Origin of the sequence: Streptomyces sp. NPDC088747 (assembly GCF_044751025.1) — a bacterium.
Taxonomy (GTDB): Bacteria; Actinomycetota; Actinomycetes; order Streptomycetales; family Streptomycetaceae; genus Streptomyces.
In genome coordinates this window covers 200,727-227,503 of the sequence record NZ_JBIVKZ010000013.1, presented here as the reverse complement: position 1 = coordinate 227,503, position 26,777 = coordinate 200,727, and the positions used below count along the sequence as shown (strand labels likewise).

20 protein-coding genes are annotated in these 26,777 nt (G+C 70.2%); 9 read left to right on the top strand and 11 right to left on the bottom strand.

Annotation, left to right across the window (positions count from 1 at the left end; genetic code table 11):
- Positions 1-17: 17 nt before the first annotated feature.
- The 10 genes from ACIP79_RS28395 to ACIP79_RS28350 all read right to left on the bottom strand — a co-directional run bounded on the left by ACIP79_RS28395 (position 18) and on the right by ACIP79_RS28350 (position 10,537).
- Positions 18-257 (bottom strand): acyl carrier protein, encoded by a 240-nt coding sequence (locus ACIP79_RS28395; RefSeq protein ID WP_401227639.1) that lies wholly within the window; start codon positions 255-257, stop codon positions 18-20.
- Positions 254-1,303, bottom strand: coding sequence for a beta-ketoacyl-ACP synthase III (locus tag ACIP79_RS28390; protein ID WP_401227638.1), 1,050 nt, complete (start codon positions 1,301-1,303; stop codon positions 254-256). The genes ACIP79_RS28395 and ACIP79_RS28390 overlap by 4 nt, the downstream gene beginning before the upstream one ends.
- Positions 1,304-1,347: 44 nt before the next feature.
- Entirely contained in the window at positions 1,348-2,721 is a 1,374-nt protein-coding gene (locus tag ACIP79_RS28385) for an MFS transporter (protein WP_401227637.1), read from the bottom strand.
- 208 nt (positions 2,722-2,929) lie between these two features.
- Positions 2,930-3,685: an aspartyl/asparaginyl beta-hydroxylase domain-containing protein gene (locus ACIP79_RS28380; protein WP_401227636.1), complete on the bottom strand. Its 756-nt coding sequence runs from the start codon at positions 3,683-3,685 to the stop codon at positions 2,930-2,932.
- Between the two features lie 465 nt (positions 3,686-4,150).
- Positions 4,151-4,756 carry a sigma factor gene (locus tag ACIP79_RS28375; protein WP_401227713.1) on the bottom strand — a complete coding sequence of 202 codons (606 nt, stop codon included), beginning with the start codon at positions 4,754-4,756 and terminating at the stop codon, positions 4,151-4,153.
- 225 nt (positions 4,757-4,981) lie between these two features.
- Positions 4,982-5,716: a hypothetical protein gene (locus tag ACIP79_RS28370; protein ID WP_401227635.1), complete on the bottom strand. Its 735-nt coding sequence runs from the start codon at positions 5,714-5,716 to the stop codon at positions 4,982-4,984.
- Positions 5,717-5,846: 130 nt separating this feature from the next.
- Entirely contained in the window at positions 5,847-6,389 is a 543-nt protein-coding gene (locus tag ACIP79_RS28365) for a copper chaperone PCu(A)C (protein ID WP_401227633.1), read from the bottom strand.
- Positions 6,386-8,674, bottom strand: coding sequence for a heavy metal translocating P-type ATPase (locus ACIP79_RS28360; RefSeq protein ID WP_401227631.1), 2,289 nt, complete (start codon positions 8,672-8,674; stop codon positions 6,386-6,388). Before ACIP79_RS28360 ends, ACIP79_RS28365 begins: the two co-directional genes overlap by 4 nt.
- Positions 8,674-8,940 (bottom strand): hypothetical protein, encoded by a 267-nt coding sequence (locus tag ACIP79_RS28355; RefSeq protein WP_401227629.1) that lies wholly within the window; start codon positions 8,938-8,940, stop codon positions 8,674-8,676. The genes ACIP79_RS28360 and ACIP79_RS28355 overlap by 1 nt, the downstream gene beginning before the upstream one ends.
- Positions 8,941-9,517: 577 nt before the next feature.
- A complete protein-coding gene (locus ACIP79_RS28350) occupies positions 9,518-10,537 on the bottom strand; it encodes a LacI family DNA-binding transcriptional regulator (RefSeq protein WP_401227711.1) in 1,020 nt (339 codons plus the stop codon).
- A gap of 173 nt (positions 10,538-10,710) precedes the next feature.
- On the opposite strand from ACIP79_RS28350, the gene ACIP79_RS28345 reads away from it, so the two are divergent.
- Entirely contained in the window at positions 10,711-12,936 is a 2,226-nt protein-coding gene (locus ACIP79_RS28345) for an alpha-galactosidase (RefSeq protein WP_401227628.1), read from the top strand.
- Between the two features lie 123 nt (positions 12,937-13,059).
- On the opposite strand, the gene ACIP79_RS28340 is transcribed toward ACIP79_RS28345, so the two are convergent.
- A complete protein-coding gene (locus ACIP79_RS28340) occupies positions 13,060-14,073 on the bottom strand; it encodes a hydroxyacid dehydrogenase (RefSeq protein ID WP_401227626.1) in 1,014 nt (337 codons plus the stop codon).
- A gap of 355 nt (positions 14,074-14,428) precedes the next feature.
- Between ACIP79_RS28340 and ACIP79_RS28335 the strand changes: the two genes are divergently transcribed.
- From ACIP79_RS28335 to ACIP79_RS28300, 8 genes are all read left to right on the top strand, one after another.
- Positions 14,429-15,757, top strand: a complete 1,329-nt coding sequence (locus ACIP79_RS28335) for an ABC transporter substrate-binding protein (RefSeq protein ID WP_401227624.1) — start codon at positions 14,429-14,431, stop codon at positions 15,755-15,757.
- 52 nt (positions 15,758-15,809) lie between these two features.
- Positions 15,810-16,760 carry a carbohydrate ABC transporter permease gene (locus ACIP79_RS28330; RefSeq protein WP_401227622.1) on the top strand — a complete coding sequence of 317 codons (951 nt, stop codon included), beginning with the start codon at positions 15,810-15,812 and terminating at the stop codon, positions 16,758-16,760.
- 104 nt (positions 16,761-16,864) lie between these two features.
- A complete protein-coding gene (locus tag ACIP79_RS28325; RefSeq protein WP_401227709.1) occupies positions 16,865-17,683 on the top strand; it encodes a carbohydrate ABC transporter permease in 819 nt (272 codons plus the stop codon).
- Between the two features lie 9 nt (positions 17,684-17,692).
- A complete protein-coding gene (locus ACIP79_RS28320; protein WP_401227620.1) occupies positions 17,693-20,662 on the top strand; it encodes a Tat pathway signal sequence domain protein in 2,970 nt (989 codons plus the stop codon).
- Positions 20,663-20,771: 109 nt separating this feature from the next.
- The gene (locus ACIP79_RS28315) at positions 20,772-21,935 is read left to right on the top strand and encodes an alginate lyase family protein (RefSeq protein WP_401227618.1); all 1,164 of its coding nucleotides are present in this window, start codon (positions 20,772-20,774) and stop codon (positions 21,933-21,935) included.
- Positions 21,936-21,974: 39 nt separating this feature from the next.
- A complete protein-coding gene (locus tag ACIP79_RS28310; RefSeq protein ID WP_401227707.1) occupies positions 21,975-23,600 on the top strand; it encodes a glycoside hydrolase family 43 protein in 1,626 nt (541 codons plus the stop codon).
- Positions 23,597-24,385: an alpha/beta fold hydrolase gene (locus ACIP79_RS28305; protein ID WP_401227616.1), complete on the top strand. Its 789-nt coding sequence runs from the start codon at positions 23,597-23,599 to the stop codon at positions 24,383-24,385. The genes ACIP79_RS28310 and ACIP79_RS28305 overlap by 4 nt, the downstream gene beginning before the upstream one ends.
- Positions 24,386-24,539: 154 nt before the next feature.
- Complete coding sequence (locus tag ACIP79_RS28300; RefSeq protein WP_401227705.1) at positions 24,540-26,471, top strand: glycoside hydrolase family 127 protein; 1,932 nt, start codon at positions 24,540-24,542, stop codon at positions 26,469-26,471.
- Positions 26,472-26,777: the final 306 nt, after the last annotated feature.

Sequence of the window (26,777 nt, the reverse complement as noted above, 5' to 3'; positions counted from 1 at the left end):
GGGAGTCCTTTCGGTGGTCAGACGGTGCTGGTACGACGGGAGTCGACGAGGTCGGCGATCTCGCCGAGGGTGAGGTCGGGCCGGAGTTCGTCGTCGCCGACGGAGACACCGAGGTCGCGTTCGACGCGGATGCTGATCTCGACCGTGGTCAGGGAGTCGACGTCCAGTGCGCCGAGGGTGGCCTCGGGACGGATCAGGTCGGCGGGAACGTGGTGCAGCTTGACGATGAGGTCGACGAGCTGTTCGTAGGTGGTCATGGTGTGGTCCGTTCCGGTTGCGGGTGTTCGGCGAGCTCGGGCCAGGTCAGGAGGCAGGAGCCCCAGGTGAGGCCGCCGCCGAAAGCGGTGAGCAGGAGACGGTCGCCGGCGCGGATCCGCTGTTGGGTGGTGGCGTCGGCGAGGGCGAGCGGGATCGAGGCGGCTCCGGTGTTTCCGACGGTGTCGACGTTGCTCACGCAGCGCTCCCGGGGCAGGTCCAGGTCGTCGGCGACGGAGTGCAGGATGCGCAGGTTGGCCTGGTGGGGCACGAAGTGGTCGACGTCGTCGGTCTTCCAGCCGGCCTTGTCCAGGGTGGCCCTGGCCGAGGCGGCCATGCGGGTCACCGCGTGCCGGTAGACCTCTTTGCCGCGCATCGCGAAGTGCCGTTCGGCGTGGGTGGTTTCGACGGCGGTGGCACCTCGGCGGGAGCCTCCGGCGGCGACCATGATCAGGTCCTCGTGGGCGCCGTCGCTGCCGAGGTCGAAGTAGGTGACGGCGCCGGGTTCACCCGGGTGTCCGGCGCGCAGGACGACCGCTCCGGCTCCGTCCCCGAAGATGATCGCGTTGGCCCGGTCCAGCGGGTCGACGATGGTGGAGTAGGTGTCCGCGCCGATCAGCAGGACCCGTTGGGCGACACCGGAGGCGATCAGGCCCGCGGCGGTGGCCAGGCCGTACACGAATCCGGTGCACACGGCCCCGACGTCGAAGGCCGCGGCTCCTGACAGACCGAGGCGGGTGGCCACCGCGGGCGCGGTGGCCGGGCAGGGGCGGTCGGGGGTGGTCGTGGTGACGATGACGGCGTCGGCGGGCTCCCCGCCCGCTGAGCCCAGGGCGAGCCGGCCGGCCTCGACGGCGAGGTCGGAGGTGGCCTGGCCGGGCTCGGCGACGTGGCGGCTGCGGATCCCGGTGCGGGTACGGATCCAGGTGTCGTCGGTGTCAAGGCGCGCGGCGAGTTCGTCATTGGTGACCACACGGGGCGGTACCCATCCGGCCAGTCCGCACAGGACAGCCGCGGGGGTGGGCGGGCTGAGGGTGTCGCTGGGCACAGCTGTACTCCTCGTGGGGTGAGAAGAAGAGCGGGGTGAGGCGGCTATGCGGTGGCGGGGGCGGCTCTGTGCAGGCCGAGGGCGAGCGGGATGCCGCAGCACAGGACAGCTGCCGCGGCGAACACGGCGGCGCGTATCCCGGTCAACAGGGCCTCGTCCGGCGGCCCTTGGCCCACCCCGCCGGACAGGGCGACCAGCAGGGCGAGGCCGACCGCCCCGCCCACCTGGAGGGTGGTGGAGGCCATGCCGGAGGCAACGCCCTGGTCCTCGGCGGCGATTCCGGAGGCGGCGACGATCCACATGCCGGTCCAGGCGGCGCCCTGACCGAGCCCGAGAAGCACGATCCCCGGCAGCAGCAGCGGGTACGAGCCATCGGCGGTGAGCGCGAGCCCGAGTGCCGCGGCTCCCGCCGAGCCGAGCGCCATACCGCCGACCAGCATGCGGCGCACCCCGACCCGGGCGACGGCCCGTTCGCCGGCCTGAGTGCCCAGCGCGGTCACCACGGCCGGGACGAGGAAGGCCAGACCGGTAGCGAACGCGCTGTAGCCGCGTACGTTCTGGAAGTAGAGGGTCAGGAAGTAGGGCAGCGAGCTGAAGGCAGCGCTGTAGATCGCGGTGATCGCCATCGCGGCGACCAGGCCCCGGTGGGCGAACATCCGTGCTGGCACCAGTGGATCCCGCGAGCGGGTCTCGACGAACGCGAAGACGGTCAGCAGGGTGATCGAGAGTGCCGCGCTGAACAGAGCGGCCGGGCTGCCCCAGCCGGCTTCGGGGGCGTGCACCAACAGGAACACGAAGAGTGTGATGCCGCCCGTGGCAGTCAGTGCGCCGGTGACATCGAACCGCCGGGTGCCGGTGCGCGGCCTGTCCGCGGGGAAGAGCCGCCATCCCGCCCACGCCAGCGCCGCCGCCACGGGCACGTTGACGAAGAACACCGAGGGCCAGCCGAACGCCTCGACGAGCACCCCGCCGAGCAGCGACCCGAAGCACAGCCCTCCGGCTCCCGCAGCGCCCCACACCGCCAGGGCCCGGTTCCGGGCGGGACCCTCCTCGTAGATCGTGCTGATCAGGGCGAGGGTGGCCGGGAAGAGCAGCGAGCCACCGATGCCCTGCACCGCGCGGACCGCGATCAGGACGCCCGCCGACTCCGACAGTCCGCCCACCAGCGACGAGCCCGCGTAGACGAGGGCGGCGACCACGAAGGTCCGGCGCCGGCCCAGCAGATCGGCCGTACGGCCGCCCAGAAGGAGGAAGCCTCCCGTCGCCACGACGTAGGCGCTGACCACCCACTGGAGGTCGTGCGGAGAGAAACCGAGGCCGGTTCCTATCTCGGGGAGAGCGACGTAGACGATGTTGTAGTCGAGAGCGATGACCAGCTGGGCCAGCGCCAGAACAAGAAGAGACAGTCGTGCCCGCACCGGTCGAAATCCTCCTCACCTATCAACGGAAATCAATGGAGGGAATAGAGAATCGGTCGATCGATTCCGCTCACCCTAACACTCGAAAGAGGGATCGAGAATGCTCCACAGAAGAACAGACATGAAAAGCATAACCACCATTTCAAGGCAGCACTGATTTCCGACAGTGCCCTACTGACGGATGCTTTTCCGGGTGTAATTCAGGCGGTCAGCCATCCGCCATGAGGCGTCTGATCTCGCTGATGAGCACGGTGAGGGCCTGACGTTCTGGAATAGTTGTCTCTGGATGCCAGAGGTCTACGAGAAGGCAGGTGCGGGGGAGTTCGCCGTCATTGCGCGCCTCGTGCTCGAATGAGTAGTCGAAGAGCAGGCACTTCCCCTCCACCCAGGAACGGGTTTCGCCGGCCACGGTGATGCCGCAACCGTCCGGAATGTCCACGGCGAGATGCAGATTGATGCTGAAGTTCCACAGATCACAATGCGGGGCGATGGCCGCGCCCGGCAGCAGGGTGGAGAAATGGCTTTCCAGCAGGGGGCATATCTTTCCCGTGCCGACGGCGAACTCGTCGAGCACCTTGTACGCCGTGGGCACGGTACCGGCCGACTCCCCGACCAGTCCGCCGTCCCGGTACAGGTAGAGGGCCTGCCAGTCCTCCTGGCGGGTCAGATAGTGCTCGTAGTCCGAGAAAGCCTCCCGGTGTTCCGCCCAGGCCGCGGCCAGCTCCTCCTTGATCGCCGGATGAGCGGCTTCCAACGCCTCGACGACGGGGGTCAGTTCGGGATGGCCGCGGGGATCGTGCCAGGGGGTCGGGGACAGCCCCGGCAGGATCCACTTGGCCCCGTGCTGGAGCGGGTGACGCTCCCCTGCCCCGCTCGGTTCCAGCATTCGTTCCACACGTTCGACGGAGTCCGCGCCGTGCTCGCCTCTGATCGCCGTGAAGGCGTTCTCTATCTCGGGTGTCATACGGGCCCCTTCTGGCCGCCACGGCACCGACCGGCCGGCGGATCGGTGTCGCAGTAGTAGTCGGGGGAAGGAGCCGGGGAGTTCCCACGAGATTCCGTCAATTCTGTTGGACCGCGGGAGAGTTGGTGTCTCCTCCTGTCATCGCAGGTGAACGGGTGCAGGGGAGACAGGGACGGACCGGCCCGTCGTACGCGGTGGTGCGAGCAGCAGCGCGAGTGCGTTGCCGCCGGCCGGCAGCGGTGTCGCCACGGGACCGGCCGCCGCCTCCGGTTGTGCGGCGGATGGCCCGGCAGCGTTCGGGCGGCGACAACCGAGGTACCGGACACTGGAACACCTTGATGCCGATTCCCGCGCCGCAGGAGCCGTCCGCGACCGCTTTCGCGTTCCCGGCGGCACGATTCCGTCCGAGGAACCGTGCCGCCGGGATACCGACACCGTCGGCTCCGGCGGGGAACGGGAAAGGTGTCAGGCCGGCAGGGCAGCCGCCGCCTCGGCGCCCTGAAGCAGGGCTTCGAGGGCCACGCGTGCGCGGGACACCCGGGACCGGACAGTGCCGACGGGACAGCCGAGGAAGCCAGCCGCCTCCTCGTACGGCAATCCGACCACCTGGGTGAGCAGGAACGCCTCCCGGCGTTCGTCGGACAAGCGCTCCAGGAGGTCGAGCAGTGCTACACCGTCGTCGAAGCCCGGCAGGCCGCACGGCTGGGTGCGTTCCCCCGCCGTCCGCCAGTCGACGGCGTCCGCGATCCGGGGGCGGACCGCGGCACGTCGCAGGCTGTCGGCCACCGCGCGGCGGGCGATCGACAGCAACCAGGTACGGGCCGAGGACCGGCCTTCGAAGCGGTGCAGGCTGCCGAGCGCCCGCGCGAAGGTGTCCTGGGTCAGGTCGTGCGCCGACTGGGGATCACCGCTGAGGTGGGCGACGTAGCGCAGCACGTCACCGTGCAGGGCACGCACGAAGTGGTCGGCCGCTTCGGGGTCGCCACCGCGGGCGGCGAGCGCCCAGGCGGTCGCCGACACGTCCGCCGAGGTGCGATCCGCCCGGGAAGCTGGCAGGGCAGGAGTCATCAGATGAGGTCCTTCTCGGGTCTTCCGGGGGCCTGGCCCGCACAGGGGCATGGCTCACCGGCGCGTGGGGTGCGTCCGTACGGAGAGATACGGCGGTACCCGGAACCCGTCAGGAATGCTCCGCCTGCGGCGGCCCATGGCACGCCGAGCGAGAAGCGCCCCGACGCATCTGCGTGCGTGGGCACGGCGGGGCGAGAGGTGAGGTGGGCTCCGGTGGATCCGGCTGTCTCAGCAGACAGCTGCACCCGCGGGCGGACCGCGGAAGGTGAGGGAACAGCACAGCAGCAGACGCACCGGGGCCGGAGCGGCGGCAGGACGGCACCTGTGTACGGACGGACGGCGGAAAGGTGTGGGCAGGGCCAGCAGCAGCCGCACGGGCGCCGCCAGCCAGGCCGCCGCCGCCCGCAGCACACGGAAGACGGCCCGCTCACCATGGGCCAGCCACAGTCCGCACAGGACGGCGGCCAGGAGGTGTCCGGCGAACATCCCGACCGAGGCCGTACCGCTCATGCCGACCATGCCCTGTGCCTGTTCGAGCCCGGCCATGCCGTGGGCCGCGTGGGCGGTGGACGCCATGTCCATTCCGCCCATGGATCCCATGTCCATGGATCCCGTATGCATGGATCCCATGTCCATCGAGCCCATGTGCATCGAGCCCATGTCGGCCGACGGACCGGTGTGGTGGGACATGCTCGTGGGGCCGGAGACAGACGTCTGCGCCAGCGAGAAGGTCTCGTGGAGCACCGCCTGGGTCCCGGTCACGACCGCGACGATCAGGGTGTGGCCGCGTTCCCGCCCGGCCAGCAGCCAGCCGACCGCGCCGACCCCGGCCGCTCCCGCGGCCATGGCCCCCCAGGGCACCGAACTCCCCGACATGAGCGCGTGCGCGAGGGCGGCGAGCAGCACACAGGCGGCGGCGAACACGCCTGCCCGCACCGCACGGCACCACCCTCGGACAGTCATAGCCCGCTCATCCTCGCACCAGGCGTTCCAACGTCACCAGGGGTACGCACGAGCCCTGCCCTCCGACTCATTCACAACGAGTGAACACCCCACAGCGTGCGTACGAGAACTCGGAGATCGCGGAGAACGCCTACCGCACCCACACCGAACCGGGCTTCACCACAACGGCCAACGCCTTCACAGGGCCGCTGCGCCGGAACTCCAGGGTGAACGACACCAGATCACCCGAACGCCACCCGCCCGAACGCACGGGCACCGTCAGGTCGACGCCGCTCGGCGACATCGCGAGGCCGTCACCCGCCGCTACGGAGACGGAGTCGATCGTCGCCCCGTACGCCGTGTTCCCCTGCCGCATGCGGTGCTGAGAGAGCGTCACGTCGCCGGACACGCCCCGTGCGGTGACCCGCACCAGGGTGTCGGCCGAACCGCCGGCGTTGGAGATGTCGAAGAACGCGGCCGTCTGCGGGACTCCGGCGGACGGCAGCAGGACTCGCCCGCCGGTGACACTGATACGCGCCGGGCTTCCCGCCCGCCCTGTGCCGACCCAGGTGGTCAGGCCCGCGAGTGCCACACTGCACGCCGCGACGGGCACCAGGGCGGCCAGCGCCCCGTCCCGCACCCGCCTGCGATCGAGGCCCTGAAGCGAGGACATCCGGTCCGATATCCAGCTCATCGGGCACCGGCCTTAGCGCTCCGCGTTCCGCGCCCTCGGCCGGGGGCGCCCGACGGCTGCCAGCCGCGCAGCCGCAGGCTGTTGGCCACCACCAGCACGGAACTCAACGACATCGCCGCGGCGGCGACCATGGGGTCGAGCAGGCCGACCATGGCCAGCGGCACGGTGACGACGTTGTAGCCAAAGGCCCACACCAGGTTGGCCCGGATCGTGCCCAGGGTGCGCCGGGCGAGGAGGACAGCGTCGACGAGCGCCTCGATGTCCCCGCGGGCCAGGGTCAGGTCGGCCGCTCCGATGGCCACGTCGGTGCCGCTGCCCATGGCGATACCCAGGTCGGCGCCGGCGAGCGCGGCGGCGTCGTTGACTCCGTCACCGACCACCGCGACCCGGGCCCCTTCCTCCCGCAACTGCCGTACGAGGGCTGCCTTGTCCTCGGGGGTACAGCGGGCGTGCACCTCGTCGATGCCGAGCGCGGCGGCGACGGCCTCGGCGGGCGCCCCGCGGTCGCCGGTGGCCAGCACCGGGCGGATCCCGAGCCGGCGCAGCCGCTCCACCGCCCGGTAGCTTCCGGGGCGTACCAGGTCGCCGACGGCGATCAGCGCCGTGGCCCGGCCGTCGACCCGCACCACGACCGGGGTGTGCCCGGCTTCCTCCGCCGCGCTCAACGCCTTGGCGAGCGCGCACGGCAACTTCTCATCGGGGGCGCCCACCTCGACCGTCAGACCCTCAACACGACCAGTGACTCCCTGCCCCGGGACCGCGGCGAAGTCCGTCACGTCCGGCAGCGGCGCAGCGGTCTCCGTGCGGCGCGCGTACGTCGTGACCGCGCGCCCGATCGGATGTTCGGAACCCTGCTCCACGGCCCCGGCGAGCCGCACCACCTCGCCCTGTCCGAGCGCGCCCGGAATCGCGGTGACCTTGGCCACCGTCATGTGACCGGTGGTCAGGGTGCCGGTCTTGTCCAGCACGACCGTGTCCACGTGCCGCAGTGCCTCCAGCGTCCGCGGCCCGCTCACCAGCACGCCCAGCTGAGCACCGCGCCCGGTGGCGGCCATCAGGGCTGTCGGGGTCGCCAGTCCCAGCGCACACGGGCAGGCCACCACGAGGACGGCCACACAGGCCGTGAGTGCTGCCTGTGGATCGGCTCCGGCGCCCAGCCAGAACCCGAGGACGGTGGCCGCGATGGCCAGGACTACGGGGACGAACACCCCGGCGACCGAGTCGGCCAACCGCTGCGCCCGCGCCTTGCCAGCCTGCGCCTCCGTGACCAGACGGGTGATCCGGGCCAGCTGGGTGTCAGCCCCGACCGCCGTGGCCCGTACGAGCAGCAGTCCGCCGGCGTTGACCGCGCCGCCTACCAAGGCCGAGCCGGGGCTCACCTCCACAGGCCGGCTCTCGCCGGTGACCAGAGCCAGGTCCACGGCGGAACTGCCCTCCGTCACCCGCCCGTCGGTGGCGACCCGCTCGCCGGGGCGCACCACGAAGACCTGCCCAAGCCCCAGCTGCTCGATGGGAATCGACCGCTCGCCGTTCTCGTCCTTCACGGACACCTTTTTGGCCGCCAGCTCGGCCAGCGACCGCAGCGCCGCCCCGGTCCCCCGCCGGGCCCGCGCCTCCAGGAACCTGCCGGCCAGCACGAACAGCGGCACGCTCACGGCGGCTTCGAGGTACAGGTGTGCCATGCCCTCGGAGGCGGAGGGCACCAGGCTGAACGACATTCGCATCCCGGCTTCGCCCGCGCCGCCCAGGAACAGCGCGTACACCGACCAGGCGAACGACGCCGCCACCCCGAGCGAGACCAAGGTGTCCATGGTGGCCGTGGAGTGCCGCAGCCCTCGCAGTGCCCTGATGTGGAATGGCCATGCGCTCCACACCGCGACCGGGGCGGCCAGCATGAAGCACAGCCACTGCCAGTTGCGGAACTGCAGGGCCGGCACCATGGACAGCACAAGCACCGGCACCGCCAACAGCGCGGTGATCAGCAGCCGTTCCCGCTCGCGGCGGGCCTCCGCATCGCCCTCGTGCGCTTCCGCGTGGTCCGTGGGGCCGTCACGCACGGGCAACGCGGCCTGATACCCGGCCTGCTCGACCGCGATGACGAGGTCCTCGGGTGCCACCGTGGCCGGATGGCTGACCCGGGCGAGTCCCGTAGCCAGGTTGACCGCGGCCGTGACGCCCTCCAGCTTGGCCAGCTTCTTCTCCACCCGACGGACGCAAGCCGCACAGGTCATGCCGCCCACGGTGATGTCGGTGACCACGAGGCTCGCCATGGATTCGCCCGCCATCACTCACCGCTCCCGTGGCCCATCCCCGGCATGTCGTCCATGTTCCCGCTCGTCCCCGGCGCCTCGTCCGTGCCGTCACCGCCCCCTCCGCCGCTGCTTCCCGTGCCATGCATGCCAGGCGCCACCGGCCCCGCCGCCGTCCCGGCGGCGTACGAGACCGAGAACACCAGCACCAGCAGGAGCAGGAAGCCGCACAGCGCGGGGGAAGGCAGCAAACTGCGGGCGGTCACACCGACGGGGCGGGGTGACAACGGAATATCGGCCATGCCCGGCCTTTCCTGGTCGCATCGGAACCCTCTTGCGGAAGACGGCAGTTGCCGCCATACCTCTCCAGTAGTCGAGTAGAGGTGGCGTCGAGTTCCGGCGTTCAATCGTGATGCGTGTCACAGATGGGATCCGAACAACTGAACAGTTTTTCGACGACCTCTGCAGGGGCGACCTCCCTGGTCCCCGAGTTGAGGGCGGCTGGGGAACGTACTAAATGGGGAGTTGCGCGGCCTCCGCCACGTCGCCGTCCGCGACCAATCCGGCCAGGACCAAGGCCACGTCGATACCATCCGGAACACCTGCCCCGGTCGCGTGGAGACCGTCGATCACGACTCACTCGCCCGCTCCGGGGACACAGGGCGCGGTTCGTAAGGGAGTCCGGCATCGCCGGAGTCGCAAGGATCCCGATTCCGTGGCCCGGAATCCGCGCTTCGCCCAGGTCTGGAGCCGCGAGGGCCTGTCCGTACGCGACCGCCGCCTGCTGGGCTGACCGGCCCGCGTCGGACGGTCAGCCCTCGCATGACGAGCCTCCCGGGCGAGACCAGGAACCGACGCCTTCACTGCCGGGTACGGGCGTCACTTCGGCGGCCGTACCGACTGCCGGATCACCAGTTGCGTACTCAGCACCACGTGGTCGTCATCGGCCAGGCGGTTCTCCCGCTCCAGGGCCAGGCGGACCGCTGTCCGTCCGAGCTCCTCATAGGGCACGCGAACCGTGGTGAGCGCGGGCGTCAGGTCGGCGGCGAAGGGCACGTCGTCGAAACCGACCAGGGACACGTCACCGGGCACGTCCAGACCGGCCTCACGCAGAGCCGCCAGAGCACCGACGGCGACCATGTCGGTGCCGGCGAAGATGGCCGTGAAGTCCAGCCTCCTCTCCAGCGCGGCCCGGGTCCGCTGATAGCCGGAGACCCGGGTGTACGAGCCGGATACGTCCAGTTCCTCGGCGTAGGCGACGCCGTGCGCCCGCAAGGCCTGGCGATAGCCGGCCCGGCGCTGCTCGGCGCTGCTGACCAACGGATCACCGCCCAGGAACAGGACGCGCCGATGCCCCGCGTCCAGCAGGTGGTCGACAGCCTGGAAGGCGCCGCCCCGGCTGTCGTAGTCGATCACCGTCACCGGCAGCCTGGACGGCAGCGGCGGCCGGCCGCACAGCACCAGCCGGGAGCCGACGGCGTCCAATGCCCTGGCGTATGCGGCCATGCGGCCGTTGTAGGCGTCGTCCATGACCGCTCCGCCGACGAGGACCACCGCGGCCGCGTGCTGCTCGCGCATGAGCTGCACGAGGTCGTCCTCCCTGTCCGGGTCGTCGTGGGTGGCGCAGACCAGACTGAGCCTGCCGCGTGCCGCCGCCTCCTGCTCCACCCCCGCCGCGACGTGGGCCAGGGAGGGGCCGGTGATGTCCTGCAGGACCAGGGCTATGGGGCCCGCGACCCGGCCGGACAGGGCCTTGGCGTGGACGTTCACCACGTAGTGCAGGGACTCGACCGCCGCCATGACCCGGGCGCGGGTGGCCTCCGAGACCGGATAGTTCCCGGCGAGGGCTCGGGAAACGGTTGCTACCGACACGCCGGCCTTCCCGGCGACGTCACGAATCGTGCTGGGTCTGTCGCTCGCATGGTTGTCGCGTCGGCGCTTGCCTGGCTGCCTGGGTTCAGGGCTGGTCACAGCTCGACGTTACTGCACGTGACACCTCTTGCGGGCCGCCGGTGCGCGGAACTACGGTCTCCTGACAGTAATCGTTTACTCACATGTGGGAGCCGCACGCCATGACCGCCACCCACCTGCGCTGGGGCACCGACGAGTTGTCCCTGCTCCTGTCCTTCGACACGGCCGGTCCGGTGCGGCTGCTGGCGTTGGGCGAGGCCGAAACGCTGCCCGATCCGACGCGTGAACCCGCGCTGTGCGCGCTGCTCGCGCACCGAGCCCTGCCGCTGGTCGAGATCCAGACCGCGGGCAGCGGGCGGCTGGGCACCTCGGGCAAGCGCCACGTGGACGGCACCGCTTCGGGCTCCCTGCGTTACGTCCATCACGAGGAGGCTCACGAGCAGCACATCGGCGGGGGCGTCCGGAGTCTGCGAATCCGGATGGCCGACGAAGCCACCGGGCTGCGTGTCACCGCCGTCTGCACAGTGCGCGAGGGCATACCGGTGCTCGGCACCGAGGCATACCTGGAGAACGTCGGCGACGGTCCGGTCACTCTGGAGTACGTCTCCTCCTTCGTGTGCTCCAACCTCGCTCACCGCCTCGGCGACGGCGAACGCTGGGAGGACGGCCTGACTCTGTGGCTGGCGGCCAATCCCTGGAGCGGCGAGTGCCGCTGGTCCAGGGCCACCCTGGCCGAACGCGGCCTCTACGACGTGGGCATGGTGCCGTTCGGCCAGACCGGTTCCAAGAACCGGATCGCCGTGACCAGCACCGGCTCCTGGTCCTCCTCCGAGCACCTGCCCATGGGCTGTCTGGAGGAGACCGGTTCGGGCCGTGCCCTGTCGTGGCAGATCGAGCACAACGGCTCCTGGCACGCCGAGATCGCCGACCGCTTCGACGACGTGTACCTGGCCCTGTCCGGGCCGACGGACCGCGAGCACCAGTGGCGCCGCCGGCTCACCCCTGGCGAAACGTTCCGTACCGTGCCCGCCTCGGTCGCCGTCGTCCCGTCGGGCGGCTTCGAGGCCGCGCTCGCCGCGCTGACCCGGCACCGGCGCGCCACCCGGCGCCCGCATCCCGACCACCAGGAACTGCCCGTGGTGTTCAACGACTTCATGAACAGCCTGATGGGCGAACCGAGCACCAAGGCACTGTTGCCCCTGGTGGAAGCGGCCGCGGCGGCGGGCGCCGAGTACTTCTGCGTCGACGCCGGCTGGTACGACGCCGAGCCGCCCGGCGCCGTGGGCCCGGGTGGGGTGCCCGGCTGGTGGGACGCCGTCGGCGAGTGGGAGGAGTCGGCAGCCCGCTTCCCCGGCGGCCTGAAAGAGGTGCTGGACCGCATCCGTGACGCTGGCATGGTCCCCGGGCTGTGGCTGGAGCCGGAGGTCGTGGGCGTACGCAGCCCTGTCGCCTCCGCGCTGCCCGACGACGCCTTCTTCCGCCGGGACGGCGTCCGCCTGACGGAGTGGGGCCGCCACCAGCTCGATCTGCGCCATCCGGCGGCACGAGCGCACCTCGACGGGGTCGTGGACCGGTTGGTGCGCGACTACGGCGTCGGCTATCTCAAGCTCGACTACAACATCGACATCGGCCCCGGCACCGACGGCCCGGACGGCGCCACGAGCGCCGGTGACGGTCTGCTGGGCCACAACCGCGCGTACCTCGCCTGGCTCGACGGCGTCCTCGACCGGTACCCCACCCTGGTGCTGGAGAACTGCGCTGCCGGCGGCAGCCGCACCGACCACGCCGTCCTGTCCCGGCTGCCGGTCCACTCCGTCACCGACCAGCAGGATTTCCGTCTCCTGCCCGCCATCGCCGCCGCGGCACCCACCGCCGTCACCCCCGAGCAGGGAGCGATCTGGGCATACCCGCTGCCGCAGCACAGCGAAGCCGAGCTCGGCATGGTGATGGTCTCGGCCATGCTCGGCCGCATCCACCTCAGCGGCCGTCCCGACCTACTGGCACCGCAGCAACTGGCCCTGGTGCGCCGGGCCGTGGACACGTACAAGACCTACCGCCCCCTGCTGGCGGGCGCCCTGCCGCGCTGGCCCCTCGGCCTGCCCGGCTGGCGCGACGGCTGGATCGCCCTCGCACTGACCACGGACGTCACCTCCGAACGGGCCGCCACGACGCTGTTGGCCCTGTGGCGCCGTACGGGCGCGCCCGAGACGGTGACCGTGCCGCTCCCGTGGTACGCCGAGGCCGACCGGCCGCGCCTGGTGTTCGGGGCGGGCCCGCAGCCGACGTACGACTGGGACGGCCGGGAACGCACCGTGCGGGTGACCCTCCCGATCGAGGGGTCGGCGGTACTGCTTTCCTTCGGCGCCGACCCGTGCGCCCCGGCCTGAGGCCCCTTGCCCCCGGACTGGCCGGCGGTCCCTCGGTGAGCGCGAGTTCGCCGGAGAGGCCGCGGCGCGTGCGATCAGGAGGGTGAGAGCAGCACGGGTACGCCGACCGGGCCAGGTGGGTGTTCAGGCGCTGATCGTGAGGTCTGCCCGGTGGACACCGTGCGCCAGCGGAAGCCCGGAGGCGAGGCGGGCCAGCTCGTCGACGACCGTACGGCCGAGTCGCTGAAGTTCGTTACCGAGAGATCCGGCGATGTGCGGGGTGAGGAAGACGTTGGGCAGCCGGTGAAGGACGGACCCGGCGGGCAGCGGCTCCGGTTCCGTGACGTCGAGTACGGCGCTGATCCGCCCGCCGACCAGCTCATCGGTGAGCGCGTCGGGGTCCACGAGCGCGCCCCGCGAGGTGTTGATCAGCACACCGCCGTCCCTGATCAGCGCCAGCCGGTCGCGGTTCAGCATCCGGTAGGTCTGCGGAATGTCGGGAGCGTGCAGGCTGACGATGTCGCTGGTGCGCAGCAGCTCCTCCAGGGACAGCGGCACCGCGCCGAGGGCGGCGGCCTCGGCATCGTCCACATACGGGTCGTACAGGGCGATCGACAGGTCGAAGGGGCGCAGGAGTTCGAGCACCCTACGGCCGACCCGCGAGGCGCCGATCAGTCCGACGCGCCTTCCGAGGTTTCCGACGTCCGCGTAGTCGGAGGAGGCCGGATGCACGCCCTGAACCCGGAAGTGTTCGCGCAGGCCGAACGCGTTCTTGCCGGCGAACAGGATCGCGGCGAGGGTGTATTCCGCCACCGGAACGGCGTTGGCCTGCACCGCGCTGGAGACGGTGAGTCCGCGTTGCCAGGCCTCCTCGCCCACGAGGCTGCGCACGCTGCCCGCCGCGTGCAGCACGGTGCGCAGCCGGGGCGCGGCGGCCAGCGCCTCGGCGCCGATGTGCGGGCATCCCCATCCGGTGATCAGTACCTCGGCCTCGGCCAGCGCAGCCTGCGCGGCCGGATCGGTGAAGTCCTGGACGACGAGCGTGGAGTCGATCCGCACCAGTTTCCCCAGCCGTGCCATCAGGTGTGGCGGAAAAAGTTCGGGAAGGTGCACCGGGTTCATCGCGAACACGGCTGAGGGCAGGTCTGGGCGGGACATGTGGCTCCTGCTTCGTCACGGGGAGCGGACTGGAGTAGTAAACGTATTCCACGCTAGGGACGACTCCGGCCTCAGGTCAATATCTTCGCCAGGGGCCGCAGCCACAGGTCGGTCACCCGTTCTCAACGGGCAAGGACATGGATGGTGCAGGTCAACGCCATCTTGGAGTAACGCGCTCGCAAGTTTGGCGAAACAATCCGGTCTCTCCCTCTTGTGGTTCCGGCCAGCCGCGCCTTACGGTCCACGCAGCAAACGATTACTTCCTAGCTCTCGGGTGTGACCTTCCCGCCCCCGCCTCGCTGACCACGCGCCGGCCGCCACACCGCACGCGCCGTCCTGTTCCTGTGGAGGACCGATGACCACGTATCGCGCCAGAGCCCTCACCATGTCGGCCGCGGCCGCCTCTCTCTGTCTCCTCCTCGCCGCCTGTTCCGGCGGCGACGACACGGACGCCGAGGCCCGGCCCAGCACCGAGGGCAAGGTCACCCTGGAGTTCTGGAGCTGGACCGACGGCATCGAGGCCCAGACCAAGGTCTGGAACAAGGAACACCCTGAGACCCAGGTCAAGTTCGTCAATGCGGCGGGCGAGACCGTCTACCAGAAGCTGCGCGCCGCCGTGAACGCCGGCACCGCCCCGTGCCTGTCGAAGATGGACGGCATGAACCTGGCCGGCTTCGCCGCCGACGGCCTGCTCACCGACATCACCAAGGACGCCGCGCAGTACAAGGGCGGCTACACCGCCCCGGCCTGGAACGCTGTGAGCCCGGGGGGCACCACCTTCGGCATCCCGATGGGCTCTTCGCCGCTGTTCACCGCCTACCGCGCGGACCTGTTCAAGAAGTACGGCATCGAGGCGCCCAAGACCTGGGACGACCTGATCGCGGCCGGCAAGAAGGCGCAGCGACAGAACAAGAACGTCAAGATCTTCAACATGGCCGGTGAGGACCCGAGCACACTGGTCGACCTGTCGTGGCAGGCCGGTGCCCAGTGGTACAAGGCGGACGGCGACCACTGGACGATCAGTTTCACCTCGCCCGAGGCTCTCAAGGCCGGTGACATCGTCCAGCAGTTCGTCGACGACGGCCTCGCCTCCAATGCCTCCTACGCCGACCCGGGCGTCTTCAAGACCTGGGATCTCGGCAAGACCATCGCGATGACCACGTCGACATGGCAGCTGCCGATCTACGACACCAACTTTCCCAAGTCCAAGGGCCGGTGGCAGCTCACCGACGCCCCTGTCTTCGACTCCGCCACGCCGCGGACCTCCAGCAACTTCGACACCACGGCCGTCCTCAAGGGTTGCAAGTACCCCGACCGCGCCGCGCAGTTCGCCGCCTGGCTGAGCAGCAGCAAGGAGTCCCTGACCACGCTCACGGACCCCGCCTCCAAGTCCGGCCTGTTCCCCGCGGTCAAGGACGTCGGCCCGTACGTCGACAAGATCATCCCCACGGAGATGTTCAACAAGGAGTCCGACAGCGCCCAGGTGATCACCACAGCTGCTTCCCGGGTCGGGGACCAGTGGCAGTACGGGCCGAACTACGCGGCGATGTACTCCGAGATGCAGAAGCAGTGGGGCAAGGTCATCAGCAAGGAGCTCACGGTCAAGGACATGCTGACCGCCTTGCAGAAGTGGACCGTCGACGATCTGAACAGCAAGGACATCAAGGCCGTCGCGGGCAGCTGACAGGCCCCGTCCCCCTCCCCCGGAGACAGCCGCACCTCACCTGGAGACATCCGTGCCCACCCTGACGCGACCGCCCGTCGCGACCGACTCACCGGTCCGGCGGACCTCCCCCCGCCGGACCGGGAGCCGGGGAGCCTACAAGGGGCTGCTGTTCGCGCTGCCCTTCCTGATCGGCTTCCTCGTCACCTACGTCCTGCCGATCGCCTACGCCTTCAGTGAGAGCCTGCACGAGAAGAAGGGCACAGGCCTGGGCTTCGGCCCGACACGGACCGTCTTCACCGGCTTCGCCAACTTCGCGTCCGTCCTCTCCGACAGCGCCTTCTGGAACGGCATGCTGCGCACCCTGCTCTTCGGGACGGCGCAGATCACGGTGATGCTCGGCATCTCACTGCTGCTGGCCCTGCTGCTGGACGGCGTCGCGGCACGCGCCGTCCGCTTCTTCCGAGCCGGACTGCTCATCCCCTATGTCGTTCCGACGGTGGTCTCCTCCTTGATGTGGCTGTTCCTCTACAGCCCCACCGGCAGCCCGCTCCTCGATCTCGCGGACCGCGCCGGCCTGGACATCCACTTCTTCGGCGGCCTCAACACCTATCTCTCGTTGGGCAATCTGCTCACCTGGCAGGGCATCGGCTTCAACATGATCCTGATCTCCGCCTCGTTGCAGGCGCTGCCGCGGGAGCTGTACGAGGCGGCCCGGCTCGACGGAGCCCGCGAGTGGCGCATCGCCTGGTCGGTCAAGGTCCCGAACATCACCGGGATCCTGGTGTTGACCGGCATGTTCTCGCTCATCGGCCGACTCCAGCTGTTCACCGAGCCGCTGCTGCTGCGGCAGATCGCGCCGGAGTCGATCAACACCGACTTCACTCCGATGATGGGGATCTACGACACGGCGTTCAAAACCGGCAACTACCAGTACGCCGCCGCCGAATCGCTGGTCCTGGCCGTGGCCACCGGCATCCTCGCCTTCGTCTTCTACCACGTCACGAACAGGAAGATGTCATGAGCAGCGCCACCAGGGCCGGCCACGCCCCCGAGACCATCCATACCCGAAAGACCCCTCGTACCGCCCAGAGATCCGGGGGCGGGGTGCGCCCCACCCGCCGTGCGATGGTGCTCACCACGGGCCTGCTGGTCGTCTTCCTGATCTACTCCCTCGCCCCCACCTGGTTCCTGCTGGTCTCGGCAACCAAGAACCAGACCGACCTGTACTCCACGTTCGGCCTGTGGTTCACCTCCAACCACCTCGGGGACAACCTCCAGGAGGTCGCGAGCTATCACGACGGTGTGTTCCTGCGCTGGATCGGCAACTCCGTCCTGTACTCCACCCTTGGGGCGGCAGGGTCCACTCTCATCTCCCTCGCCGCGGGCTACGGCCTGGCGAAGTACAACTACCGCGGTCGGGGCGCCCTGTTCGCCCTCGTCGTCGGTGCCTCGCTGCTGCCCAGCACCCTGTTGGCCTTCCCGCTCTATCTGGTGTTCGCCGACATGGGCCTCACCAACACGATCTGGTCGGTGCTGATCCCGTACTTCATCAACCCGTTCGGGGTCTACCTGGGCAAGGTCTACGCCGACAGCTCGGTTCCGACGGAGCTGATGGAGGCGGCCCGGCTGGACGGCGCCAGTGAGCTGCGGATCTTCTGCTCCGTCGCCCTGCGCCTGATGCAGACCGGCGGCATCACCATCTTCATGCTCGATTTCATCAACATCTGGAACAACTTCTTCCTCCCCCTGTTCATGCTCAACGGCGAGCGCACCTTCCCCGTGACTCTGGGCCTCTTCTCCTGGCTCCAGCAGGCGCAGACCGCTCGCGACATGAACACGCTCGTCCTGACCGGTTCCCTGCTGTCGATCATCCCGCTGGCGGTCTTCATGTTCGCGCTCCAGAAGTACTGGCGCAGCGGGATCCTCATGGGCAGCCTGAAATAAGGATCAGCAATGGCCAACACTCCCCGACGCCGTGAAGTGCTCAAGTACGCCGGTACCACCGGCGCCGCCACTGCCGGCCTCGGCTGGCTGACCGCTCCGTCCGCCACGGCCGCGCCCGCCTCCGCGGCCAACGTGCCCGCCACGTCCGACACGCTCCCGAAGACGGTCCACAAGCCCCTGGACATCGTTGTCTTCGGTAACCCGGCCTCCGAGGCCGCCCACAACCTCGCCGCCGCGAACTCCGACACCATCTCCGGAGGCCTCGGCCAGCGTGCCCGCGTTCTGAAACCCACGGAACCGGCGACGTACTGGGGTGGCACCCTGAAGTTCGACGTCGAGGTCAGCCCGACCGGCACCACCTACGTCACCGTCCGGCTGTGGGGCGACGACTACGACTCCACCAGTCAGCAGTCCGCCTCCGGCACGAACATGTGGCGGCTCCAACTGTTCTGCGACGGCCTCCAGATCGGCTACCAGGACGAGGGTGCCGTCGACAACCTCGACATCCTCGACACCTCCCCGCGCAGTCCGGGCCGGTTCTTCTTCCACACGCTGCCCCTGCCGGAGAGGATGACGGCGGGCAAGAAGAAGGTGACCCTGGAGATCCGTTCCATGGGCCGTATCTGGTCGTACGGGCAGAACGCCGAGCAGCTCTACTACAAGATGACCACGCCCTCGCGCGGCATCTACCGCCTCTACACCCACACCGAGCCGTACTTCGTGCCGCCCAAGGGCGAGGCCCAGGGCCCCGCCCCGGTACCCACCGTGCGTACCAGCCCCGGCCCCGAGGCGCTGGAGGCCGTACGCAAGCGCGTCGCGAGGGACCAGCAGAACTACCTCACCACCGCGAACCCGGCCGGCATGGACGCCTTTGCCTTCCAGTCCCTGGCCGAGGGCTACCTGTGGTCCGGCAGTCCGGCCCATCAACAGGACGCCGCCCTGGACCGGGTCCTGCGGGCGGTCGACGGCCGGTACATGGCCTGGAAGAACGACGCCTCCGTCCTCACCGGTTCCGACCAGCAGTGGCAGGGCTTCGGCCGGGTCGGACTGGTCCTCGCCCTCCTCTGGCCGCACCTCGGCGAGCGCCTGGACCAGAAGGTGACCGGCGACCCGTACGAGATCACCAACCCGGGCTTCGAGGAGGGCGGCGACACCCCCATGGGATGGGAGGTGCCCGGCTGGGGCAGAACGGCGGATGCCACCTGGTCCCGGGACACCACCGTCTCGCGCTCCGGGGCCGCCTCCCTCAAGGTCGCCGCCACCGCTGCCAACGGTTTCATCACCGTCTTCTCCTCGCCCAAGGCCCGGATAGGCAAGGGCACTTACACCTACGGCGCGTGGATCAGGACGGACGGTGCGACCGGCGCCGGCGCACACATCGACCCACTCTTCTTCGACGCCTCCGGCAACCTGGTCGGCAGCGACCACCGGCAGTACGCCGCCACCGGCACCCACGACTGGCAGTACGTCTCCATCGACCTGGAGACCCCTGCCGACGCCACCCAGGTGGAGATGCACCTGCGGCTGTCCGGGCCCGGCACGGCATGGTTCGACGACCTCGTACCGCCGCAGAGTGCCGGTACCGCCGAGCAGCCGACGCGCCGCGTGGCCTACACCGACATGCTCAAGTCCAGCCGTGACTACTGGCGACAGCACTTCCCGCACTACACCAACCAGTCCCAGATCTGCGCCATCGGCATCTACCAGGCCAACCGGGGCCTCAGACTGCTCGACCCCGGCCTCGCCCTGTCCGAGGCGAAGGCCCGCGACTACATGTACCAGTCGCTCGGTATGAAGCCCTACCTCGGCAAGGAGGACAAGGACGGCAACCCGACCAAGCCCCTCGGCGAGAACTACTACCAGGTCACCAGGGCGGGCCTGACCCGCGAACTCGGCTACGTGGGCAGCTACGGCGAGGTCATCGACTGGCTGGTCATGATGTACGAGTCCGTCACCCGCGGCCACGACGGACGGGAAGCGCCCGAACTGCGCAAGCAGATGATCAGCATGACCAAGGCCCGCGGCCGGTTCCGCGTGATCGACGTCGACGAGACCGGCGCCCGGGTCGCCCGGATCGAGACCGTCATCGGCTGGCGCAACGAGGTATACCCCGGCGAGATCGCCTATGCCTCCCGTACCGCCTGGGACTCCCACCCGCTGATGGCCGCCGCGGTGTTCAAGGACCCCGACATCGTCGGCTGGACGCAGGAGATGGTCGCCGACGGACAGTTCCACAAGCAGCTGGACCTGCTCATCAACCACACCTGGACCCGCGTCGGTCTCGCCGCACTGCGCCTGGTCTCCCGCGACTTCGACGCCTTCGAAGCGCTGCCGAACCGCCCCGGGCGCGTTCCCACCGACTGGGACAAGCCGGACTTCGTCTTCACCGACGAGGAGACCGGCTGCATAGCCGTCAAGAACGGCCGGGAACTCCTCTTCGCCTCCCTGTACTGGCGGGCCCGTCAGGGCGTCAACGACTATGCCCGTGTCCACCACCTCACCCCCGTCGACCAGCGCTCGGCGACCGTCCGCCAACGCTCCGCCGGCACCACGGACGAGACCTTCACCGCCCGGGACTGGATCCTGTGGGACTACGCCATCAACGACCCGGGGGCCGGGCACATCCCGCCCGGCGGATTCCCCCCGCCCGGCGACGAGACCCTCCACCAGTCGCAGGAGGGCGACGTCTACCGGCTCGCGCCCATTCCGGCCGACATCCCGGACCCCGCACTCGGCGTCGACTTCGACGGTGTGGAGACCATGCTCGTCGGCCGCGCCCCCTTCTATCTGTGCGTGTACGGCGACTATCTGATCGCCATGAACACCAGCACCGACAAGACCTTCACCCTGCCCGCCCGGCCGGACTTCGGCCCGGCCCGCGACCTCGCCACCGGGCGGACGATCGGCGCCGGCCACCGGCCCAGGCTCAGCCCGCGCAGCACACTCGTGCTCCACCGCGGTCCCCACAGGACCCGCTGATCCACCGGTGGAGAGGGGCGGCTCCTCCACCGCCCCCTCTCCACCGCGCACACGGCAGTTCCCCGTGCATCGCTTTTCCCCGCTCGACGCCGAGTGAACGAGGAGATCCATGTCCGAACCGCAGTCCCTCTCGACATCCCGGTCCACGTCCGGCGCGCCAAGCCGCCGGCGCTTCCTCCAGATCACCGCCGTCGGTACGACGGCGGTCGCCGCCTCCGTCACCCTGACACCCCGGGCCGACGCCATCACGTCCTTCATCCACCCCGGCGTGCTCCACAAGGTCTCCGACATCCAGCGGATGCGGACCCGTGTCGCGGCCGGCACCGAGCCCTGGCTCAGCGGCTGGAACGTCTTCAGCGCGAACACGTACTCCCAGTCGGCGTACGCCATGCAGGGGCCGTTCGCCTCGGTCGACCGGGGAAGTACCGAGCTGCACAACTGGGAGTTCTGGAACGACTGCAACGCGGCCTACCAGAACGCCCTGATGTGGAACCTGACCGGCACCACCGCGCACGCGACCAAGGCGCTGCAGATCATCAAAGCCTGGTCATCCACGCTGACCTCGATCACCGGCAAGGACGCCCAGCTCGCGGCCTCCATCTACGGGTTCAAGTTCGCGGCGGCGGCCGAGCTGATGCGGTACACGGCCCCCTCCGGCTCCTGGTCGGCGGCCGACATCACCCGGACCGAGACCATGATCAAGAACGTGTTCGTGCCACTGGTCAGGACGTTCGGCGACGCGGGCTGGGGCACCAACTGCATCAAGGCGATGATGGCGTTCGGCGTGTTCTGCAACGACACCTCCCTGTACAACGCGGCCGTCGACGCCTTCCACACCCACAGTTGCTGCAGGATCGACCGGGTGATCGGCGACACCGGCCAGTGCGTGGACAGCGGGCGCGACCAGGCCCACACCCAGCTCATCCTGGGCAGTATGGCCGAGGCGTGCGAGACCGCCTGGATCCAGACCCAGGACCTGTATTCCGCCGCCGCCAACCGGCTGCTGGCCGGCTTCGAGTACACCGCGAAGTACAACACCGGCAACGACGTGCCGTACGCGACATGGGGCAGCTGCCAGGCCACCTTCCCCGCACTGTCCACGGTCGAGCGCGGCAATCTGCGCCCGGTCTACGAGATGGTCCACAACCACTACGTCAAGCGCCGGGGAGTCGCCGCTCCCTGGACCTACGCGGCCATCCAGCGGATACGCCCCGAGGGCGCGGGTTTCCAGTGCGACCACCCGGGCTTCGGCACCCTGTTGTTCACCCTCTGACGTCCACCCACTGATCGGAGCCTTCGCCCGGTGCACCCCGTGATCCAGAACCCCGTCCTGCGCGGCTTCGAGCCCGACCCGGTCGCGCTGCGGGTCGGCGACGACTTCTACCTCGCCACGTCCACCTTCGAGTGGTACCCGGGCGTGCGGATCCACCATTCCCGGGACCTGGTGAACTGGCGCACGCTGGGCGGAGTACTGGACGAGCGCCGGCTCCTCGACCTCACCGGAGTGCCGGACTCCGGAGGCGTCTGGGCGCCCGGACTGTCGTACACGGACGGGCTGTTCCACCTGGTCTTCACCGTCGTCGACACCTATGCCGAGGGCTGGAAGGACCTGCCGAACTACGTCACCACGGCCGCGTCGATCGAGGGGCCGTGGTCGGAACCCGTACCGCTGCACGGCCGCGGCTTCGACGTGTCCCTCTTCCACGACGACGGCGAGGGCGCGGACGGCCGGAGCTGGCTCCTCAACATGCGCTTCGACTGGCGCCCGGAGCGGGAGTCGTTCGCCGGGATCGAGCTGCAGGAGTACGACCGCGCCTCACGTCGGCTGCTCGGCGAACCCCGGACGATCTCCGTGGGCACGGCCGCCGGGGTCGCCGAGGGCCCGCACCTGTACCGCAGGGACGGCTGGTACTACCTGGTGCACGCGGAGGGCGGCACGGGCTACGAGCACGGAGCGGCCGTCGCCCGCTCCCGTGACCTCTTCGGCCCGTACGAACCCGATCCGGCGGGACCACTTCTGACGTCCCGTCATGACCGGTCGCTGGAACTCCAGAAGGCCGGCCACTGCTCGCTCGTCGAGACCTCCACGGGTCAGTGGTACGCCGCCCATATCGTCGCCCGCCCCCTCACCGAGCGCGGGCGCTGCGTCCTGGGCCGCGAGACCGCGCTCCAGCCGGTGACCTGGACGGACGACGGCTGGCCGCGGATCGCGGGCGCCGTTCCGGCGGTGACCGTACCGGCTCCGGAGCTGGAGCCCGCTCCCTTCCCCGAGCCGCCCGCCGCCGACACCTTCGACGCCCCGTCGCTCGGACCCGACTGGTCCACCCTGCGCCGCCCGGCCACGCCCGACTGGGTGCGGCCCGCCCCAGGACGGCTCCGCGTCCACGGCGGCCAGTCGCCCGTCGGCCGCCGCACCCCGAGCCTGGTCGCACGCCGGGTCACGAACGCCCGCTGCGCCTTCGAGACGCGGATGACCTTCACCCCGCGCACGCCGGACCACATGGCCGGAGTGACGGCGTACTACAACACCCGCAACTGGCACTACCTGTACGTCACGGCGGACGACGACGGCTCCCCGTTGCTGCGGGCGCTGAGCTGCGAGGCCGGCCGACTCACAGCGCATCGGCCGCGCGTCCCGCTGCCCCCAGGAGCGCCGGTCGTCCTGCGGGCGACACTCGACGGCCCCCTGCTGCGCTTCTCGTACGAGGTCCAGAGCGCCGACCGCCCGCGCGTCCTGCCGCTCGACCTCGACGCCACCGTGCTGTCCGACGAGCACGCCGACGAGTTCCACGACGGCCAGCTACGCGTCCTGGGCTTCACCGGCGCGATGCTCGGCCTGTGGGTGCACGATCTCGACGGCGCCGGTGTCTACGCGGATTTCACCCACGCCACCTACGCCATCAGGGCCGCGGCGACCATGGAGGGCAGACAGCAGTGACCGCCACCATCGACCTGTTCCACACCGTGCTGGGGCCCGACGCCGCCCCGGCCGTGCTGCTGGTTCACGGCTGGGGCGGCGACGGCCGCGAATGGTCGCCGCACGCCGAGGCCCTCGCCGCACGCCACCGGGTGATCGTGCCCGACCTCCGGGGCCACGGCCGCTCCCCGGTCCCCGCGCGGGGCAACACGCCCGCGGCGACGGCCGAGGATCTCGCCGTACTCCTCACCGCCCTCGGCACCGGACCCGTCGTCGCCGTCGGCCACTCCATGGGCGGCCAGGTGGTGAACCTGCTCGCGGTCCACCGCCCGGACCTCGTACGCTCCGTCGTCGCCCTCGACCCCGCGCACGGGGCACACGGCGCCGAACTCGACGAGATCCCGCGCCGCCTGGCCGCGTACCGCGAGAACGGCTCCCGCGCCGCCGTGCCGCTGGTGGCCGGGGCGTTCTCCCCCACCGCCCCGCCGGGTCTGCGCACCGCGCACATCCGCACCATGCTCGGCACCCCGGACCACGTCATCGCCCAGGCGTACTCGGGCATGTACAGCGATCCGGGAGCGGTGGGCATCCGCCCGCACAGCGAGGCGTATCTGCGGCGCCGCACCTGCCCTGCCCTGACCGTGTGGACCTCCGCGGAGGCTGCCGACTGGGAACGCGGCACCCTGCGGGAGCCTGGATCCCGGGTCGACCACTGGACCGCGACCGGCCACTACCTGCACGAGGAGCACCCCGGCCGCACCGTCCGGCTCATCGAGCAATGGGCTGCCGACCGGGCAGTGAACTGACCGGTGACCCACCAAGGGGCCGCGTTCGCGTGAGCCTCCGGCGACAAGCCCTGGATCCACACCACGGATCTTGTCGACGCCCCCTTCGCCACAGCACGTGGCGGCCACGACGAACTGAAACGTCCTCTCTCCTACGGAGGTTGTGTTGAACAACGTGAACCCCGGACCGGTGCACCCGAGCCGCGACGCGACCACCACGCTGCGTCCCGTCACCCGGGCCCGGATCGACAGTGGCTTCTGGGCCGAGCGCCGCCGGACCAACGCCGAGATGTCCATCCCGCAGGGCCCACGACTGCTGGAGGAGGCCGGAAACCTCACCAACCTGCGTGCCGCGGCCGACCACACCGGCGCGGCCGACGGGTTCGCGGGCGACTTCCAGTTCCAGGACTCCGACGTCTACAAGTGGCTGGAGGCCGCCTGCTGGCAACTGGCCGACGGACCCGACCCCGAACTCGCCGCCGAGGTGGAACGGATCGTCGCACTGATCGTCGCCGCCCAGCGCGCGGACGGCTATCTGCAGACGTACTACCAGCTCGGCGGCGGCGAGCCATGGACCGAACTGGGCTGGGGCCACGAGCTGTACTGCGCCGGGCACCTGATGCAGGCCGCGGTCGCTCACCACCGGGCCACCGGCGGGCGCCAACTACTGGACGTGGCCTGCCGGTTCGCCGACCACATCGAGTCCGTGTTCGGCCCCGGCAAACAGGTCGACGCCGTGTGCGGCCACCCCGAGGTCGAAACCGCTCTGATCGAGCTCTACCGCACGACCTACGAGAAGCGGTACCTGGACCTGGCCCGGTACTTCCTCGACCGACGCGGTCACGGCACCCTCGCCGCAGGCGGCGACCGCGGGCACGACCGCGATCCGGGCCCGGAGTTCTGGCAGGACCACACCCCGGTCCGCGAGGCGGACGAGGTGGCCGGCCATGCCGTACGGCAGCTCTACCTGCTGGCCGGAGCAGCCGACCTGGCGGCCGAGTCCGGCGACAGCGAGTTGCGGCAGGTGCTGGAGCGGCTGTGGCAGGACATGGCCGCACGCAGGACCTACGTCACCGGCGGAGTGGGCTCCCGGCACGACTGGGAGTCCTTCGGCGACGCCCACGAACTGCCCGCCGACCGTGCCTACAACGAGACCTGCGCCGCCATCGCCTCCGTGCAGTTCAGCTGGCGGATGGCCCTGCTCACGGGTGAGGCCCGCTACTCCGACCTGATCGAGCGGACGCTGTTCAACGGCTTCCTCGGAGGCGTCGGGCTGGACGGCCTGACCTGGCTGTACGTCAACCCGTTGCACCGCCGGGCCCGCGCACACGAGCGCCCCGGCGACCAGACCGCCCACCGCACCCCGTGGTTCCGCTGCGCCTGCTGTCCACCCAACGCCATGCGCCTGCTCGCCTCGCTGCCGCACTACATCGCCAGCGCCGACGCGGGCGGCCTGCAACTGCACCAGTACGCCGGCGGCACCTACGGCGGTGACGCCTTCACCGTGCGGGTGGCCACGGGCTACCCCTGGCACGGGGTGGTGGACGTGACCGTCGAGGACGCCCCCACCGTGGAGCGGACACTGTCGCTACGCCTGCCCGCCTGGTCCACGAGCCATCGGCTGACCGTGAACGGCCGGCCCGAGAAGACGACGGCAGAGGACGGCTGGCTGCGGGTCACCCGGCACTTTCAGCGGGACGACACCGTCCGCCTGGATCTCGCGGTCGCGCCCCGGCTGACCCTCCCCGGCCCACGTGTCGACGCCGTCCGCGGCTGCGTCGCCATCGAACGAGGCCCTCTGGTGTACTGCCTGGAGCAGACCGACCAGCCCGGCGGTCTCGACCCGGACACCATCGTGCTGGATCCGGCCGCCCCTCTGACCGAGCATGAACGGCCCGATCTGCCCGGAGGCCTCACCAGCGTCACCGCCACGGGTCGCTCTCTCCCGCCGGAAACGCCTGGCTGGTGGCCCTACCTCCCGCACGGAGCGGTGCCACCGCAGCCAGGCCGACCCGTCGCGTTGACCGCCGTGCCCTACTACACCTGGGCTCACCGCGGCGCGGGCGCCATGCGCGTGTGGGTTCCGGCCCTCGCCCCCGGGCCGTAGCAGAACGCACGGCACATCAGGGGGCGCGGACGGCAACCGCGGGACACACGAGCATGAGACCCGCCGAACCGACCGTCGCCTGCACGGCAGACCACAAGCCCCGTCCCCTAGGCCGCTGGTGGAGTACGCCGTCGGGCAAGTACGGCCTGTGCCCTCATACAGCCGACCCCGTGCGGCCTGTCCGGTGCATCGCGACCGGGCGTCACCGGAATTGCGCAGCCAGGGCAGAGACGGAAATCAGCCTGCCGCGAACGGCGCACGGCACGTACACGGCCGTGAGCCGTACTTGCCGACATCTGCCGCCCA

Excerpts from the sequence above, each read along its gene's own strand:
- ACIP79_RS28395 (WP_401227639.1), bottom strand. The coding sequence starts at position 257 with ATGACCACCTACGAACAGCTCGTCGACCTCATCGTCAAGCTGCACCAC.
- ACIP79_RS28380 (WP_401227636.1), bottom strand. The coding sequence starts at position 3,685 with ATGACACCCGAGATAGAGAACGCCTTCACGGCGATCAGAGGCGAGCAC.
- ACIP79_RS28370 (WP_401227635.1), bottom strand. The coding sequence starts at position 5,716 with ATGACTGTCCGAGGGTGGTGCCGTGCGGTGCGGGCAGGCGTGTTCGCC.
- ACIP79_RS28365 (WP_401227633.1), bottom strand. The coding sequence starts at position 6,389 with ATGAGCTGGATATCGGACCGGATGTCCTCGCTTCAGGGCCTCGATCGC.
- ACIP79_RS28360 (WP_401227631.1), bottom strand. The coding sequence starts at position 8,674 with ATGGCGGGCGAATCCATGGCGAGCCTCGTGGTCACCGACATCACCGTG.
- ACIP79_RS28355 (WP_401227629.1), bottom strand. The coding sequence starts at position 8,940 with ATGGCCGATATTCCGTTGTCACCCCGCCCCGTCGGTGTGACCGCCCGC.
- ACIP79_RS28345 (WP_401227628.1), top strand. The coding sequence starts at position 10,711 with ATGACCGCCACCCACCTGCGCTGGGGCACCGACGAGTTGTCCCTGCTC.
- ACIP79_RS28340 (WP_401227626.1), bottom strand. The coding sequence starts at position 14,073 with ATGTCCCGCCCAGACCTGCCCTCAGCCGTGTTCGCGATGAACCCGGTG.
- ACIP79_RS28335 (WP_401227624.1), top strand. The coding sequence starts at position 14,429 with ATGACCACGTATCGCGCCAGAGCCCTCACCATGTCGGCCGCGGCCGCC.
- ACIP79_RS28325 (WP_401227709.1), top strand. The coding sequence starts at position 16,865 with ATGGTGCTCACCACGGGCCTGCTGGTCGTCTTCCTGATCTACTCCCTC.
- ACIP79_RS28320 (WP_401227620.1), top strand. The coding sequence starts at position 17,693 with ATGGCCAACACTCCCCGACGCCGTGAAGTGCTCAAGTACGCCGGTACC.
- ACIP79_RS28315 (WP_401227618.1), top strand. The coding sequence starts at position 20,772 with ATGTCCGAACCGCAGTCCCTCTCGACATCCCGGTCCACGTCCGGCGCG.